General features: G+C 54.0%; 8 protein-coding genes. 5 read left to right on the top strand and 3 right to left on the bottom strand.

What is annotated here, in order from left to right:
- Positions 1-4: 4 nt before the first annotated feature.
- Positions 5-3034 carry an efflux RND transporter permease subunit gene (locus KK062_RS07185; protein WP_254083587.1) on the top strand — a complete coding sequence of 1010 codons (3030 nt, stop codon included), beginning with the start codon at positions 5-7 and terminating at the stop codon, positions 3032-3034.
- A gap of 136 nt (positions 3035-3170) precedes the next feature.
- Here the strand turns inward: KK062_RS07185 and hrpB are convergent, their stop codons facing one another.
- Both hrpB and KK062_RS07175 read right to left on the bottom strand, forming a co-directional pair.
- Positions 3171-5645: an ATP-dependent helicase HrpB gene (gene hrpB / locus KK062_RS07180; protein ID WP_254083586.1), complete on the bottom strand. Its 2475-nt coding sequence runs from the start codon at positions 5643-5645 to the stop codon at positions 3171-3173.
- A 45-nt stretch (positions 5646-5690) separates the two neighbouring features.
- A complete protein-coding gene (locus tag KK062_RS07175; RefSeq protein WP_254083585.1) occupies positions 5691-7055 on the bottom strand; it encodes a neutral/alkaline non-lysosomal ceramidase N-terminal domain-containing protein in 1365 nt (454 codons plus the stop codon).
- A 105-nt stretch (positions 7056-7160) separates the two neighbouring features.
- Between KK062_RS07175 and KK062_RS07170 the strand changes: the two genes are divergently transcribed.
- The 3 genes from KK062_RS07170 to KK062_RS07160 all read left to right on the top strand — a co-directional run bounded on the left by KK062_RS07170 (position 7161) and on the right by KK062_RS07160 (position 10660).
- The gene (locus KK062_RS07170; protein ID WP_254083584.1) at positions 7161-8219 is read left to right on the top strand and encodes a c-type cytochrome; all 1059 of its coding nucleotides are present in this window, start codon (positions 7161-7163) and stop codon (positions 8217-8219) included.
- Positions 8220-8369: 150 nt separating this feature from the next.
- On the top strand, positions 8370-9611 hold the full coding sequence (locus KK062_RS07165; protein WP_254083583.1) for a DUF7033 domain-containing protein: 1242 nt from the start codon (positions 8370-8372) through the stop codon (positions 9609-9611).
- A complete protein-coding gene (locus KK062_RS07160) occupies positions 9611-10660 on the top strand; it encodes a GNAT family N-acetyltransferase (RefSeq protein WP_254083582.1) in 1050 nt (349 codons plus the stop codon). Before KK062_RS07165 ends, KK062_RS07160 begins: the two co-directional genes overlap by 1 nt.
- A 101-nt stretch (positions 10661-10761) precedes the next feature.
- Here KK062_RS07160 and KK062_RS07155 read toward each other — a convergent pair whose 3' ends face one another.
- Entirely contained in the window at positions 10762-13092 is a 2331-nt protein-coding gene (locus KK062_RS07155; protein ID WP_254083581.1) for an OmpA family protein, read from the bottom strand.
- 323 nt (positions 13093-13415) lie between these two features.
- On the opposite strand from KK062_RS07155, the gene KK062_RS07150 reads away from it, so the two are divergent.
- Positions 13416-16604, top strand: coding sequence for a HEAT repeat domain-containing protein (locus KK062_RS07150; protein WP_254083580.1), 3189 nt, complete (start codon positions 13416-13418; stop codon positions 16602-16604).
- The last annotated feature ends 28 nt before the right edge of the window (positions 16605-16632 follow it).

Raw genomic sequence — 16632 nt, 5'->3', positions numbered from 1 at the left:
CTATATGAAGATCTCTGAATACGCTGTCAGGAATTATCAGTTTACGCTGATCATGTTCTTAATGGCCGCTGCCGTGGGCATCACCACGCTGCTGACCATGCCCCGGGGTGAAGACCCTGAAACCGAATCGCCGCAGTTCTCTGTCATCGTAGTATACCCCGGCACCAGTCCGAAGGATATGGAAGAACTGGTGGTCGATCCGATGGAAGAACGCATTCACGAATTGGACGATATCAAAAAGATCAAGACCACCATTAAAGACGGCCTGGCCGTGGTGAACGTGATCTACAAATACGAAACCGACCCCGATGACAAGTACCAGGAAATGGTGCGCGAGATCGGGAGCCTGCGCCAGGAATTGCCCCGCGATATCTATAGCATCGACATCATGAAGTTCCAGCCTTCGGATGTAAACGTCCTGCAGGTAGCCCTGGTGTCGGACAATGCCTCGCGCAGCCGCATGAAAGAATACGCTGAAAACCTGCAAGACGAGCTGGAGCGATTATCGCCGTTGAAGAACGTGGAGATCCACGGCCTTCCCGAACAGATCGTGCGCGTGGACCTGCGGTTGGAAAAGATTGCGCAAATGCATATTCCGCTGGAAGCCATTACCGGCAGCATTCAAAGTGAGATGGCCAATATACCGGGTGGTAGTGTCGTGGCGGGCAGCAAATCGATCAACATTAAAACCAGCGGCAACTATACCTCGCTGGACGAAATTAAAAACACGATTGTCTTCACCGCCAACAATCACAACATCTTGCTGCGCGATGTAGCCGATGCTTACCTGACCTTTGAAGAAAGTAATCACAGTACACGTCTGAACGGCCATCGCAGTGTATTTGTCGTCGCGGCGCAAAAGCCCGGGTTCAACATCTCCAGTACAAAAGAGATCTACGCACCGGTATTGGAGAAGTTCGCCAAGACCTTACCCGGCAACATCGCCATGGTCCAAAACTTCGACCAGGCCGACAACGTCAACAAGCGCTTGGGCGGCCTCGGCATGGACTTCCTGATCGCCATCTTGCTTGTATCTATTACCTTATTACCGCTGGGCTGGAGAGCCGCTATTATCGTCATGATCTCCATCCCACTGTCGCTGGCCGTCGGCCTGGTAATGCTCAACCTCTTTGGCATCAGTCTGAACCAGCTTAGCATTGTAGGCTTAGTGGTAGCGTTGGGCTTGTTGGTGGACGACAGCATTGTGGTGGTGGAAAACATCGAACGTTGGATGCGCGAAGGTCACTCTCGCCTGGAAGCCACGATCAAGGGCACAAGTCAAATAGGCCTCGCGGTCATTGGCTGTACCGCCACGCTGATTATCGCTTTCCTGCCCCTGGTATTCCTTCCTGAAGCAGCGGGAGACTTTATACGTGGTCTGCCCCTGGCTGTAATCTTTGGTGTCTTTGCATCCATGATTGTATCGCTGACGGTAATACCCTTCCTGTCCAGTCGTCTGCTCAAGAACCACACCGGTGAGAACATCTTCCTGAAAGCATTGCAGCGCCTCATCTCGGGCAGCTATGCACGTCTGCTGGATAAGGCCCTGAAGCATCCCATTGCTACACTGATCATTGCTGGTGTTATCTTCTTTGGCTCTTTGCAACTCTTTCCCGTGATCGGCTTTAGCATCTTCCCGTCGTCGGAAAAGCCACAGTTCCTGATCAACACCATTACGCCGCTGCAAACCAGCCTCGAGCAAACGGATTCGGTATCGCGCTATGTGGAAGCTACGCTGGATACCATTCCCGAGGTAAAATTCTTCGCTACCAACGTAGGCCGTGGTAACCCGCGCGTATACTACAACGTGATCCAGGAAAACGAGCGTACCGACTTCTCGCAGACGTTCGTACAACTCGACGATCACGCCCCGGTAGACACAAAAATGGCCATCATCAATTCGCTGCGCGACAAGTTTAAATACTATCCCGGCGCGAAGATCGAAGTGAAGAACTTTGAACAAGGCCCGCCCGTGCTGGCCCCAGTCGAAGTACGTCTCTTTGGCGACAACCTCGATACCCTTCGCGTACTGGCTGGTCGTGTAGAGACGATGCTGAAGCAAACAGAAGGTACCATCTATGTGACCAATCCCGTCAGCAATTTGATGAGTAACATCCGCGTCGACATCAATCAGGAGAAATCACGCATGGCGGGGATCAGCACCGTAGACATCGACCGCACCGTACGCCTGGCCGTGGCCGGCCTGAACTTGGGCAGCTTCTCCGACAGCGATGGTGAGGACTACGACATCGTCGTTACCACACCCAAGCAAGAACGTGCCACACTCGCATCGCTCGACAACCTCTTCGTCAACAACCGGAGCGGCGGCGCTATACCGTTGGCGCAAATTGCCGAGTTGAAGCTGGAGACCTCTCCTGTCAGCATTGACCATTACGACAAAATCCGCATCGTGGCCATCTCGTCATTCGTTGAAAAAGGCTACCTCGCCGATCGGGTCATTACGGAAGTCATCAATAAGATGGACCACATGAAATTGCCCGCCGGCTATAGCTACCGCATGGGCGGCGATGTAGAAGCCAGCCAGGAGTCGTTCGGAGGCCTGGGCACGATCATTATCGTAACCGTGTTTCTGTTCGTAGCGGTATTGTTGTTGATGTTCAAGACATTCAAGAGCCTGCTGATTGTATTGAGTGTAATTCCGCTGGGCATTGTGGGTGCGGTTATCGGTTTGTTGGTAACAGGTAACACTTTATCGTTTATCGCCATCGTTGGGTTGATTGCGCTGGCGGGTGTCGAGGTAAAGAATTCTATTCTCCTCGTGGACTTCACCAATCAGCTGCGTCAGCAGGGTAAGTCGGTGGATGATGCAATTCGTGAAGCCGGTGAAGTACGGTTCCTGCCGATTGTGTTGACATCGCTGACGGCTATCGGTGGTTTGATGCCGATTGCGTTGTCGGTTAATCCGTTGATCTCGCCGCTGGCGGTGGTGTTGATTGGTGGGTTGATCAGCTCGACGCTGCTGTCGCGGATTGTGACGCCGGTGGTGTATAAGCTTATACCTCCGCGGATATAGTTTATAGTCTGTATAAAATGTAAAGGCCTCGGTTATGACCGGGGCCTTTTGTTTTCAGCGACGTTAAAGCCAAACTGGGCGCTTAAACTTGCGCCAGCCCCCGTATTGCGACTCCCCTTGTCGTTCTTACAAGCTGTCAAGAAGTCCGCCGCTTCGCGCCTCTCACGGCCTCCGCTGTCCAGGGGTCTTCGGGCCAGTGGTGGCGCGGGTAGCGCATGCGTAGCTCTTTTCGTACTTCGTGGTACGTTGTCTGCCAGAAGCTCTTTAGATCTTGTGTTACCTGCACAGGTTTATATCCTGGGGAAAGTAAATGTAGCAGCACTTTCGTGCGCCCTTCATTGATTGAGGGTGTTTCCAATAATCCAAACATTTCTTGTAGCCGTACCTCTATCACCGGGAAACGTCCGTCTACAAAATACTGTAACTGGATCATCGATCCACTCGGTACCGGTATACGTACGGGGGCCAATGTATCCAGTCGGCTGCTAAGCTCCCAGGGTAATAGCGAGGGAAGTATATCGTGCCAGTTCAGTCGTTGCAATTCACTCAGACGCGACAGGCCCGTCAGGAATGGCGCGAGCCATACCTCGAGTGTTTCGAGTAAAGCCTCGTCCTGCACGTCGGGCCATGCCTCTTCGGGGCGCCACTGTTTCAGGCTCATGACACGGGCCTGCCAGGCTTGTTGCGCTTCGTCCCAGCCGATGGCTTTCAAGCCCTTGTCGCGTATATAGTGGCAAATGACGGTCACGCGGTTTTCATCGGACACCTGGGCCAACGGTTTACTTTCCAGCAACAGGGTGCCTACGCGCTTTTCGAGGTTGCCGACCACGGCTTTGCGCTCGTCGTCCCACCGCACTACTTCCTGCGCGCGTGCCTGGGCGACCAGGTCGGCCGGGTTGACAGCCGTCGCGAGAAAGATCTTGCCTTCGCCGCTGCCGGCATCCAGCTGTGCCACGCACAACCATGTCTCACGGTGCAGCGGGTCGTGGTCCGCCAGTTTGGCTATGCGGCCGTTGGCCAGCTTGTAGCGCTCACTGTTTTTGCCCTGCTGTTGGGCAACACGCTCGGGGTAGGCCGCCAGCAACAGCCGGCCGATCGTTTCATCTTTTGGAATGATATTGTCTTCCTCGACCTTTAGCATCCGGCGCCAGTTGGCCGCAAGCTTTTCTACGCGCTCCAACACACCGCGGTCGGCGAAAGATTTTTCTCTGTTGCGCCATTTGCGCAGTGCCTCTATTCGCAATGCCAGGTCGGCCCCTGCCTCTTTGGGAAGCGGGTCACGCTCTTCCATCAGCGCGGCGATATCCGCGGCCAGGGCCACCTGTTTATCGGCCGCGGCTTCCAGTAACAAGTGGGCTATACGCGGATGCGTCGGCAACTTTAACATTTCCCGTCCGCGGCTGGTGATGATACCTTCGTTTGTCGCGCCCAGCGCTTGTAGCAATTCCTTCGCCTGGTTCACTGTACCGGCCGGCGGTATGGTAGCCCACGTAAGGTCTCGCATGTCGCGCACACCCCACTGGCTCAGTTCCAGTACAAGGGGTGCGAGGTCGGCTTCGAGTATCTCGGGGGTACGGTTTGCGAGGAGGGTGGCCTGGATTGACTCCGTCCACAGTCTATAGCATGTACCGGCAGTCAGACGACCCGCACGACCGGCACGCTGGTCAGCCGCATCTTTGGTAACACGCACGGTGTCGAGTCGCGTCAGACCGCTGCGCGGATCAAACTTTGGTACGCGCGCCAACCCGCAGTCGATCACAATACGAACGCCCTCAATGGTCAATGATGTTTCGGCAATCGATGTCGCGATGACGATTTTGCGCCGGCCCGCAGGGTGCGGCAGGATGGCTTCTTGTTGTTTCTGAAAAGGCAGGTCGCCATAGAGCGGGTGCAGGCTTGCATTTACCCCCTCCTCTTCCAGCAGGGACTGTACGCGGTTGATCTCACCGGCACCGGGCAGGAAGGCAAGTATGTCTCCCTCCTCGTCGCGCAGGGCACGGCGGATGGCTTTCGCCATGCGGGTGGCAATGGGTACAAAGTCATCGTCCAGGCTATAGCGAATGGCCACCGGGTATTGCCGTCCGGTAGAAGTAATGATCGGCGCCTTGAGCAAAGCCGAGAGATAATCGCCGTCGAGCGTCGCCGACATAATGAGGATGCGCAGATCGTCACGCAGCAGCTGTTGCGCCTGCAACGCCAGGGCCAATGCCAGGTCGGCGTGCAAGCTCCGCTCGTGGAATTCATCAAAGATCAACAGGCCGACTTCTTCCAGGTTGTTGTCGGTTTGCAGCATGCGGGTGAGGATGCCCTCGGTCACTACTTCAATGCGGGTATGTTTGCCGACACGGGTTTCGAACCGTACGCGGTAGCCGATGGTATCGCCTACACTTTCCTGACGCAGGCTGGCCATGCGCTGTGCCACCGACCGGGCAGCCAGGCGGCGTGGCTCCAGCATAATAATCTTTTTGCCTTGCAGCCAGGGCTCATCCAGCAGCTCCAGCGGCAGCACAGTGGATTTACCGGCGCCTGGGGGCGCCTGAAGGATAGCGATGTTAGATTCGGCAAGCCTCGTACGAAGGGCCGGAAGTGTCTCAAGAACCGGATACTGCATCAGGGCAGTAAAGGTAATGCACACGGACGGGAAGTCCGATAGCCGTTACTCAATCGGTGGCGATGTCTGGTCCAGCAGGCGATACAGGCAATAGGTAACATACGCGCCACTGCCGGGACCGTACCAGTTCATGAGGCGGGTTTCGTAGTGATCTTTATCGTAGTAGCGGTCGTTGGTGATGTAGCCGATATAACCGCCGTTGAAGCTGGTGACCATCGCATGTTGGCCGCGAACGGCTGCCAGCGAGTCGAGGGGTCTGGTAAGCTCACCAGAGTAATCACAAGGCGTGCCCAGCATGATGAGGTTGCCCATCCGCAAGGTTGTGAGGTATACCGGGTATTCGCCAAATGCCGCGCGGAAAAACCATGGACGCACTCCCCAATCCTCCAGCACCTTGGCGTTCGGCCGAGGCAACGCCAGCTGCACACGGTACATGCCGAGCGTAGTGTCCGCCAGGGGCTGCAGGTCGTTTCGATGGGCCTGGAAAGTATCTTTTAACGTCGTGGCCATCCAGTCGATGCATGGCTCGCCATACTCCGGCGCAGCCGCTTTGTGACTGCCTACGGCGCCGGCCATATACATGGCAAACGTGTAGCCCGATTTTTCCATCTGGTCTACCAGCTCGCCCGGATAGTCGCGCGACAGCGCCAGGTCTTTCGAGAACAGACACGTGGCGTGCGCGGTAAAGCTCATGAGCAACAACCGGGTGCTGTCTGCACGGCGCACTTCTACTACGCGCAGCAGCGAGTCCACCGCGCCGCCTTTTGCCAGCCGGTTCAGCACTGCGTGTCGCACCGGAATTTCTGCCGCCCGCAACTGAGCGGGTACCAGGTTGGCGGATGCTTTTTGAATGGACTGTTTGATCTTACGGACGATGAACTGAACGACAGTGTCCTCATAGTTTCCAAAGAGAATGCCCGTCGCTCCTTCCCCCCAGTTACCGATGCTGTTATGCGTATGGGTAGCCCCGAGATAGGTGTTGTCTATGTGGAAGCCGATGTCCGGCAGCTGACGTTGTAACAACGCAGTGACTGTTGGCGGTATGATCAGCAGGTCGGCACTGACAATGGCCACACGGGCCGTACCGTTGTCGATCACGATCGTGCGGACGTAGATGGAATCCCGTACGCTGCTATATACTTTGCCCATACGATTGCCGTAGCCCGCCAGAGCAATGGGAGTCTCCGGTGTCATATTCACTTTCGCAAATCCCACGGCGAATCCCTTCATCTGTTCGGACACCAGGGGTTGCACGCTGTCCAGCCGTTGCATCATGGTCTTGTACGTAGCTTGCTCCCCCACGGGGGTGCGGCTAAGCGGCACAATAGTAATCAGGAGGAATACGAGCAAGATGCCCAGGAGGACGGCCAGGGTGATGCCGGCGTAGCGAAGGATTTTCCGGATGATCATGACTCCCCAAGATACGGTTTTCAACCTACCGGGCACAGCCCGGACCGACGTGCGGGTACAATTTTTCCCTGTATGGAGTATAGTTTCCAGCATTGACGGCAGATTATGGATAGGTTACCCGTGGCATTTGGCTCTTTCTTCACGCAGCGGCGCTGCTTTGGCCAGTGCCGGGCGGCCCGCGCGGTGTTACTTTTCTTCAACGCCTGCGTCGCCGCGTGTGCATCTGGTTCCACACCCTGGCGTATCGTGCTGGTAGCGATCCTGACCTGTGTGTTGTCCGCAGGATATGGTTTTACCTCGCTCCCGCAAGGTGACTCCACACAAATCTTACAACACGGCGAGCAGCTCTTTCGCCGGCATTGCAGCGCCTGTCATAGCGTGCACCGCGAGGTAGTCGGCCCGATGCTTGCCAGTGTCACCCGGAAACGCAGCCAGGAGTGGTTGGTACGCTTCATCAAAAACTCCGAAGAAGTAATAAAAAGCGGCGATCCCTACGCCCGGCACATGATGGACGCATTTAATAACCAGGTCATGCCAACCTTTCCCATGCTGTCGCAGCAAGACATCCAATCCATTCTGGTGTATATCGAGCGTGAGTCGCTCGTGCAGGTAGACGAGACACCCGTACACGACCGGATTACCGTCAAAAGCGACAGCAGCATCCTGCGTGGCCGGATGTTGTTTCGCGACCAGTGCTCGTCGTGTCATTTTATCCACTACGAAGGCCGGTATGCCCCGGCGCTGGGCAGCGTCTCGAAACGCCTACCCCGGGCGTGGCTTATACCGTTTATTCAGAACTCACAAAAGGTGATTCAAAGTGGCGATGAATATGCGCAAGAACTTTTCAACCGCTATCACAAGCGGGTGATGGTATCGATGGAATTTCTGACCGAGGATGACATTACCGACATACTGAACTACATCGCATTCTCCTCCACAAGCATGGTTGAAACCGTGGCGCCGGAGCAACGCGCGCATGGCCCCGGCGTGGTCGATGAGACTGGGCCCACGGGCGAGGTGGCAGATAAAAAAACAGGTCCTGCTTTTTCCTTGCGGGACCCATCGTGGATATTGATCACTATCTTTATTATACTAACGATCATAGCCATCGTCGGCACAGGCTTCGCTGTCCGTACACTTAAGTCGTTGTGGCGCAAGAAATAGCTACCTTATGCTATCGCGGATTCCCTTCATACGTAAAACAAGGCAACATGTTTCTCCGGTGGCCTGATCGACAGCCGCGTACGCCTTCCCAGTTTACCAACGGCCATTGCGGTTCGTCAGATATTGGTATCTTTTGCCCAAATTCACCCTATGGTCAAGTTTTATCTATATCCCGAAGTTGCTGTCTATCAACCCCCGATATCATACATCCTAAAAATCTGGTCGAAACATACCGGTGCCGCCATGACGTTCTCCCCTATGCCCGATGGCGCACTAACCATTGGGACGTCAGCCGATGCCACCTTTCGAATCAGTGGTGGCTTTCAACCCAACGACTTTGGTCACGACGCACTCAGTCCGGCGTGTATGCTCCTCGGGGCAGATGGCCAACCCGATGTCTTGCGTACGGCGTTTTATTTGATCAATACCTTACAGGAATATAACGACTCACAACCCGACTCGTTGGGCCGTTTCCAATATGCCAGCAGTTACCAGCATCGGCTTGGTGTCGCCCGCAAGAACATTGTACAAGAGTGCTTTGATACTATCTCGAAGGCTGCCGGCATCTCACCCCGGCAAGAGAAGACACACTTTATGCTTTCGCACGACATCGACCTGGTAAACCGCGCCATGATCGAAGACGGGTTTAACGTGTTGAAGAAGGGACGAATCGATCAATTCCTGGCAGTCCTGATGCGTGTCGCAATGGGCCGGCCCGACTGGCTCAACATCGACCAGATTGTAAAGCTTGAAAGCCTGTACGACTGCCGGTCGGTGTTCTTCTGGATCGTAAACCGCGGCGGGTTGAATGCCGACTATACATTTCACTCTCCGCGCATGCAGCGCCAGTTCGAGGCGGTGACTACGGGTGGATCGGAGAACGGCCTGCATAAGAGTATCTCCGAGGAATCGCTCGCCCAAGAGCTTCAAAAGTACCAGCGCGGCGCAATTTCCAACCGCTACCATTATCTCAAGTTTCACCTTCCTCAGGCCTACCACGACATCGAGACTGCCGGGCTCAAACTTGACGCCAGTGTAGGGTTTGCCGAAGAGGCCGGCTTCCGAAACAACTATGGCCTGCCCTTCAACCCCTATAACTTCCAGGCTCAAAAGCCTTTTTCGTTCATAGAGGTGCCCTTGCACGTCATGGACCGCACGTATTTCCAATACAAGAAATTCACACCGGCAGAGGCCGAAAAAGACATCCTGGGTTTTTTCGACCAGCACCGGGAAAACTGCGTACTTTCCGTGCTTTGGCATAATAACTTCTTTACAAACTATAAGTTTAAAGGCTACCTGGACCTATACAAGAAAATACTGGCTTATATTCGCGACAATAAGTTTACAACGATTTCCCAACAGGAGATCATCAACCAGTATTCGATTCACTAATGGCCATTACGATACGCTTACTTCGCGACGACGAAATTCAGTTAGCCAATAACTTCTTTAACGCTATCTACCAAACGAACCGCCCCCTGGTAAACTTCCGATGGGAGTTTTTGGAAGGTCCGTTCGGCAAAGCTATTTACGTCGTGGCAATCGATGACAGCGTGACCGACACTATAAAGATCGTCGGCATCCAGTGTGCCATTCCCATTGAGCTGATCAACGGCCGGGGCGAGCGTGTCTTAACCGCCAAGTCGGAAGACACCCTGGTAGACCCCGCCTACCGCGGACAGAAAATCTTCGAGCGCATGTACGACCTGTTGTTCGAAGCCTGTCGCACCGCCGGCATCCGCTATATCTGGGGCTTTACCCCTGCCAAAAAGGCCTTTGAGCGCATAGGCTTTGCCATACCTTTCGCTACCGAGCAAGCCCTGCTGGTGTTGCAGCCGTTGGCAGCCTACCGCTATCTGAAAAGCCTGAACGAGCAAAATAAAACACTCGACAAAATAAAGATCCTGGGCCTGAGCTACCTGTCGTGGTTCAAAGGCTTGAAACGCCTGTTCGGTGATCATCTGACAATGACGGAAACTCCACTATCCGACAAGGACAGAGCCTTCCAAAGGCTCTATGCCGGTCAGGACCTCTTCACCCTGCACGAGACAACAGCATACCTCACCTGGCGCCTGGGCCACAACCCTTTCGGCAACCACTACCGTAGCTATCGGTCAGCCACGGGTACCTTTGATGCCCTGGTGAACACCCGCCCGAATGTAGGGTATATCGAGCAGATCTTCGCTCCTGTCAAGAGCCCTCAACACAACGGCATCCGCAGCCTGGTGGACATTCTGCACAAACAGCGCGTGCCGCTGATCCGCACCTTTAACTTTAGCTCAAACGATGTGCTGAAAGCACAGGGGCGGCAACTGTCGGAAGCAGGATTTACGTACCTGAAGCGCGGTAGCTATTTTGTTTGGAAGTCACTCGATGATCAGGAACGGATACTGCCTTCGCAGCTGTTGATCAACAGGTTGTTTACACAAGGGAATCTTTAAGCTAATTCCGCTATTTGAACAGGTGTGGATACTTCTCAAGCGCTATCCGAAATAAAAGCCCCGGCGTTTGCCAGGGCTCTTAGATTCATTTAGGCATATAATTACTTCTTCTCCGCCGACGCATTCAAATCCACCACCCGCACTTCCACACGTCTTCCCTCCTCTTTCGAAGCCGTAGCCGCTGTCTGTGTTGCCCCATATCCCTTCGCGACAATGCGACGGCGTACAACACCCTTGTGGTTGAAGTAATCCAACACCGCGATGGCGCGCTTGTTAGAAATCTCCCGATTCAACTCTTCGCTACCTTCTGCCGACGCGAAGCCCGAGATCTCAACCCCCAGGTCGGGGAACTTGCTGAGCTCGGTCAGGACGGCGTCAAGTTGGGCGGTATATTGAGTTTTCAGATCGCTCTTGCCAGCATCAAAGTAGATCTTCACGAACTTGGTCAGCGATGTTTTGTCGAAGGTAGACTTTTTGGAGGCCTGATCCTTCAGTTTCTTAGCCTCTTCCGAGAAGCTGAACGTAGGCAACGAGAAGATCGTCTTGCCGTCGATCTTCTTCTGCTCAAACTTGCTTTCGTCACTTTCGTCGTAATAGTATGTGCGCGATGCTACTTCGATGCGGGAGTTTTCCTTTTCATTAAAGTTTACATCCTCGATCGGATTCTTCATCTGGATCAGATCGGTGAGGTAAGCAATACCTTCTTTGTCGCCTGAAGCCATCAGGTCGAGCATCATATCGTATACATCGACGTTGCCGCCTTGTACCAGTTTCGCCTCATGCGTTTTGCGCAGGTCGGCCTTCACGTCCTGGTCGGTATCATAGAAGGCGTTTTTTACCTCCACTTCCTGCCCTACGACTACATCGAATTGTTTGATGGTACGCAGGTTGATCATCTGGTACAGCTCGTAGAAGTATGTCTGGTTCGGAATGTTGATGTTCAATGTATAAGGCAGGAATCCTTCCGACTCGATCACCATGTCGTAGTTCTTCGACGGCGGCAGGATCACGAGGTAGTTGCCGGTTTTCGGATCGGGATCGTATACGAAGTCGAGTTTCTTGCCGGTGCTGTTGTCGATCAGGTAGATCTTGGTCGGCATGGGCTTGCCGGTTTCGGCATTGAGGATCTTACCTTTGATCATGGTCAGCGGAATGTCTGCGGAGGATGCCGGCATGTCGAGGTAATAAATATCCTGGCCCCCGTGACCGCCTTTGCGGTCAGACGAGAAGTATGCGCGCGTACCGTCGGCAATCAGCGTAAAGTAGTTGTCATTGGCCGTGGTGTTCACCGGGTAGCCCATATTCTCGGGCGACGACCATCTTTCTCCTACGAGCTTAGACATAAAGATATCACGTCCGCCCATGGAGTTGTGACCGTTGGAGGTAAAGAACAGCGTCTTCTGGTCGGGGTGAATAAAAGGGGCATCTTCGTCAGCCTTGGTGTTTACAGGGACGCCCAGGTTTGCCGGTGCGCTCCAGCTGCCGTTGGCCTGCAAGGTTGTCTTGTAAATATCCAATCCACCCTGACCGCCGAGGCGGTCGCTGGCAAAGTAAATGGTCTTACCGTCGGGCGTAATGCTGGCAGTAGACTCCAGGTACTTGGGAGTGTTCAGGTTTGGCGTCAGCAATGCCGGCTTTGACCATGCTTCGCCGGTCTTGGCAATTTGATACAGGCCGCCCGGATCGGTGGCACCGCCCATGAAGACAATCATCTTCTGGCCATCGGCCGAGATACCACCGGTACCGACGTTGTATTCGTGGGCCAGCGGGATTTGCTGGGGTTCCGTCCAGGTGCCGTTGTTGTTGTACGAGATATATAGCTCTTCGATGAACTTGTCGCCGGTGCGCGTCTTGCCCGTGTTCGGGCGCAGGGCAGTATATGCCATGACGCTTTCGTCGGCCGACACCACGGGGTTATACTCCGTGTATTTGGTGTTGATCATCGAGTTGAAGTAGTTCACTTTAAAGTCGCGCGGTACCGACATAAGGGCCATTGCGTTGGAGCATGTGCGAATGGCGTCGTCGGCAAGCGTAATAGCCTTTTTGTCGGCCTTGTTGCTTAGCTTGCGGAACATGGTAAAGCTCTCGAGAGCCTTCGGCACGTTCTCGTCCTTCAGGTACAGGTCGCCCAGGTCGTAGTGCAACGTGGTAGGTACATCCTTGCCATTGGCGATGGCGTACTCGAAGTACGGAATAGCTTTGATCTGCTCGGTCAGCTCAGGAGACTTCTGGTAGCAAACGCCGGCCCGGTAGTGCACCAGGGGATCTTTTTCGCCCGCCTGGATGGCTTCCAGGTATTTGGGCAACGCGGCGTCATAGCTCTTGATTCCGAAATAGCGCTCAGCTTCCGCCAGCGATTTGTTGCTTTGCGCAAACAAGGATCCTGTTGCAAAAAATATGCAAAGCAACAGATAAATACACTTCTTGATCATAAGGAACTCGGTTCTATTTTGGTTTTCAATACTACTAAAGAATATGGATTATTGTAAGCACACGGCATGCCACAGATTCGGCGTTTTGAAAAGTAAACCTACATGCCCGTTGCTCCCCCAGCCGTCCGTCCCTGCTGACGCAAAACCACCCGGTCGATAACCATTCGACGAAAAGTGGGGAAAAATCCGCTTTTAAACTCCGATATAAAGTATCACTTGAGGTTACAAAGTTAAGAAGTTCGGAACTAATGCCTTGTATAGGTATCAAAAAAGTACTCCACGGGATCCTTGGGTAGGATATTCCCTGGAATATTCCGATTTTTATGGCTATCCGTCGAATTGGCATGAAGGCACAAATACTACGTTTTCTGGATGTTGAGTATGGTGAGGGTAGCCGCGTGGCACTCCTTCTGGTCATGAGCTTTTTCATGGGCATGTTCCTGGCGACTTTCAGCGTGGCATCCCAGACGCTGTTTCTAAAATACTTTGACGAGCAGCGCGAGCTCCCCGTCGCCCTGGTTGTTTCCGGTGCTTTCGCGTTGGCAGCCACTGCGTTATACAACTTTTTCCAGAACCGCATCCCCTTCCAGCTGCTGGCCGCCATCAGCCTGACGACCATCATTATCCTGACGGCCTTCATCGAATTTGGCGAGTCGGCATTCAACGACTCGGAGAGCATTTACTTCTTCGGTTTTACCGTACTGGCACCGTTTTCTTTCATCATTTACCTTATCTTCTGGGGTGCGTTCGGCCGCGCCTTTAACCTGCGACAATCCAAGCGTCTCATCGGTACCGTGGACATGGGTGCTATGATCGCCTCTTTTATCGCCTTTTTCTCGATCACGCAGTACCTACAGGCTGAAAACGCCGACACCGAAAATCTCTATACCATAGCGCTGGTCAGCATCCTCGCCTTTACCGTTTCATTCTTATACCTGTCCGTTCAATGGTTAAACAAACGGCGTACGTTTGCGGAAGAGAAGATAATCTACAAGAAGCTCGTCATTGGTGATTTTATTCAGAACCGGTACATCCTCTACATGTCGTTGTTTGTGGTGGTGTCGATGCTGGCGGCAAACTTCGTAGACTATTCGTTCCTGAACGTTACGACGTTGTACATGGACGAAAGTCGTCTGGCGAGCTTCATCTCCTCCTTTGAGATGACGATCGTAATCTTCGGTTTCTTGTTCCAGACCATCGCCACAGACCGCATCATCCGTGAATATGGCATGCGCATTTCGCTGCTGGTAACACCGGTGCTCATCGGTCTGTTTACCGTGGCTGCCTTGATCCTGGGTACAATCTTTGGCTATTCGCCGGAGGACAACTTGTTTGTGGTGTTCTTCCTGATCATCGCCATCAGTAAGCTGCTGATCCGCTCGCTGAAAGATGCGCTTGACAACCCTACTTTTAAGCTATACCTGCTTCCGATCGAAACCCACATCCGCATTGACGTACAAACCAAGATTGAAGGTCTCGTGACCGCCTTTGCCAGCTTGCTGGCCGGTACATTGATCTTGCTGATCAATCGGGTTGAAATCTTTGACCTGTTATACATCACCCTGTTTACGGTGCCGCTGTTGGCGTTTTGGTTCTTCGTCTCCAACCGCATGCACGCCAGCTACCGCCACACCTTGCAAAACGCCCTCGTGCGCAGCAAGGGCGGCAATGCACGCCAAAACGAAAAAGAGTATAACCTCAGTACGGTGTTGGAGAAGGAAGTCAACAGCACAGCAGAAGATAAAGTACTCTACGGCCTGACGCTGATGGAGAAGTTAGAGCCAGCCGTATTTGAAAGCACTATTACCCGCCTGGCCGAACGGCCACCATCAGCGGCCGTGCGCAAGTTCGCGCAAGAGAAGATTCAGTTGCTGGGGCTTACCACCGAAATAGAAAAGAGCGAGATCCGCACCCTGGCCGAAAAGGCATACGGCGAGCTGGAAGACGGCGATGTGCTATCCATCGCGCCGGAAAAATTACTTCGTATGAGTAAATCGGTGCGTCAGTCCGACCGGCTCCTCGCGGCCAAACTGCTACGAAAGCTGATCGGCCCCAAGACGATCTTCGTATTACTCGAGTTGCTGCGTGACGCCGATCCGCGGGTTCGCTACGAGGCGCTCTACACTGCCCGTAAAGTAAAACGCCAGGAGACCTGGCCGATCCTGATCGAGCTGTTAGGCTCGCCGTGGTATAGCCACCATGCCACCGCTGCCCTGCAGGAAGCTGGTGAGCCCGTGCTGCCGGCACTTGAGGCGGCCTTTCACAAATCTGGCCAGAGCGACCTGGTGATGCTGCGCATCGTGCAGATCATGGGTCGCATCGGCGGCCGCCAGGCGCTGGAGCTGCTGTGGAGCAAAGCCGACTACCCCGACAAACGCATCGTCAAGCAAATCCTGTTCTCCCTGCGGTACATTAACTACCAGGCCAAAGGCCGCGAGTCGCGCGACGTGATCAACCTGCTGGAAACCGAAATGAGCAAGGCCATCTGGAACATGGCGGCCCTGCACGAGCTGCCGGAAACCGACACCTTCCAATACCTGCGTGAAGCCCTGGAGGAAGAGGTGGCCGAGAGCTACGACCAGCTCTATATGCTGCTCTCGATCTTATACGACCCGCAATCGGTGCAACTTGTGCGGGACAATATCGAGACCAACGACCCCGACAACATCGCCTTCGCCTTGGAGCTGCTCGACCTTTTCATTGACGCCGAGCTGAAACCCAAGTTACTTCCACTGCTGGACGACTCGCGCACGCCAGTCAAGCTCAAAGCACTGCAGCTATACTTTCCCCGCGAAAGCTACAACCCGGTACAGGTTATCAACTATATCCTGAACCGCGACTTTAACCTCAACAACCGCTGGACGAAGGCTTGTGCCATTCACGCCTCCGCATTCCTGCCGGAGTTTCGCATCAGCCGCGGCCTGGTGGCACAGATGTTCAATACTGATCGGCTATTACAAGAGACTGCGGCGTGGGTGATCTACCACAAAGATGTGCAAGCCTACCAGGCGATCCTGGAACGTTTGCCCGACCGCGACAAAAAATTTATTGACTCTTCGATCGAGAACAACCGGTTGCTGGACGGCCTCAACGATGGATTTTTCCTGTGGATAGAGAAGGTCATGTTCATCAAACAAATCTCGGCCTTCCGCTCCATCCATGGTTCACTGCTGGCGGACCTGGCCGACAAGATCGTGCCGCTGGACTTCGACCCGGGCGAGCGCATTCGCCTGAACAGCGAAGACCACAATGCGCCGATCCTGATCATGGCACACGGAGAGATCGTATTGTGCAATGCCGGCGAGACCGTGGCCCGGCTCAGGAAAGGTGACATTCGCGGCGAACTTTTTAGCGACACCACCGTAAAGGCATCCGAAGCCGTTGCGCCCGAACGAGCCGTTGCTTTCCGGATCAACGCCATGGACTTCTATTTTGTCATGGCCAATCACCACGAGCTGGTACAGGGGCTGATCAAGAATCTGAAAGAAGAACAACCGGCACCAATCGAATAATTACTACCCTAACGCATCCTCTATACCA

It is taken from the genome of Dawidia cretensis (assembly GCF_018598175.1).
GTDB lineage: Bacteria > Bacteroidota > Bacteroidia > Cytophagales > Cyclobacteriaceae > Ohtaekwangia > Ohtaekwangia cretensis.
Note: the sequence above shows the minus strand (reverse complement) of the source record. Positions and strands in the feature narration are given on the sequence as shown.

What these genes read in the sequence shown, in the direction of transcription:
- KK062_RS07185 (WP_254083587.1), top strand. Translation starts at nt 5, where the DNA reads ATGAAGATCTCTGAATACGCTGTCAGGAATTATCAGTTTACGCTGATC.
- hrpB (WP_254083586.1), bottom strand. Translation starts at nt 5,645, where the DNA reads ATGCAGTATCCGGTTCTTGAGACACTTCCGGCCCTTCGTACGAGGCTT.
- KK062_RS07175 (WP_254083585.1), bottom strand. Translation starts at nt 7,055, where the DNA reads ATGATCATCCGGAAAATCCTTCGCTACGCCGGCATCACCCTGGCCGTC.
- KK062_RS07170 (WP_254083584.1), top strand. Translation starts at nt 7,161, where the DNA reads ATGGATAGGTTACCCGTGGCATTTGGCTCTTTCTTCACGCAGCGGCGC.
- KK062_RS07165 (WP_254083583.1), top strand. Translation starts at nt 8,370, where the DNA reads ATGGTCAAGTTTTATCTATATCCCGAAGTTGCTGTCTATCAACCCCCG.
- KK062_RS07160 (WP_254083582.1), top strand. Translation starts at nt 9,611, where the DNA reads ATGGCCATTACGATACGCTTACTTCGCGACGACGAAATTCAGTTAGCC.
- KK062_RS07155 (WP_254083581.1), bottom strand. Translation starts at nt 13,092, where the DNA reads ATGATCAAGAAGTGTATTTATCTGTTGCTTTGCATATTTTTTGCAACA.
- KK062_RS07150 (WP_254083580.1), top strand. Translation starts at nt 13,416, where the DNA reads ATGGCTATCCGTCGAATTGGCATGAAGGCACAAATACTACGTTTTCTG.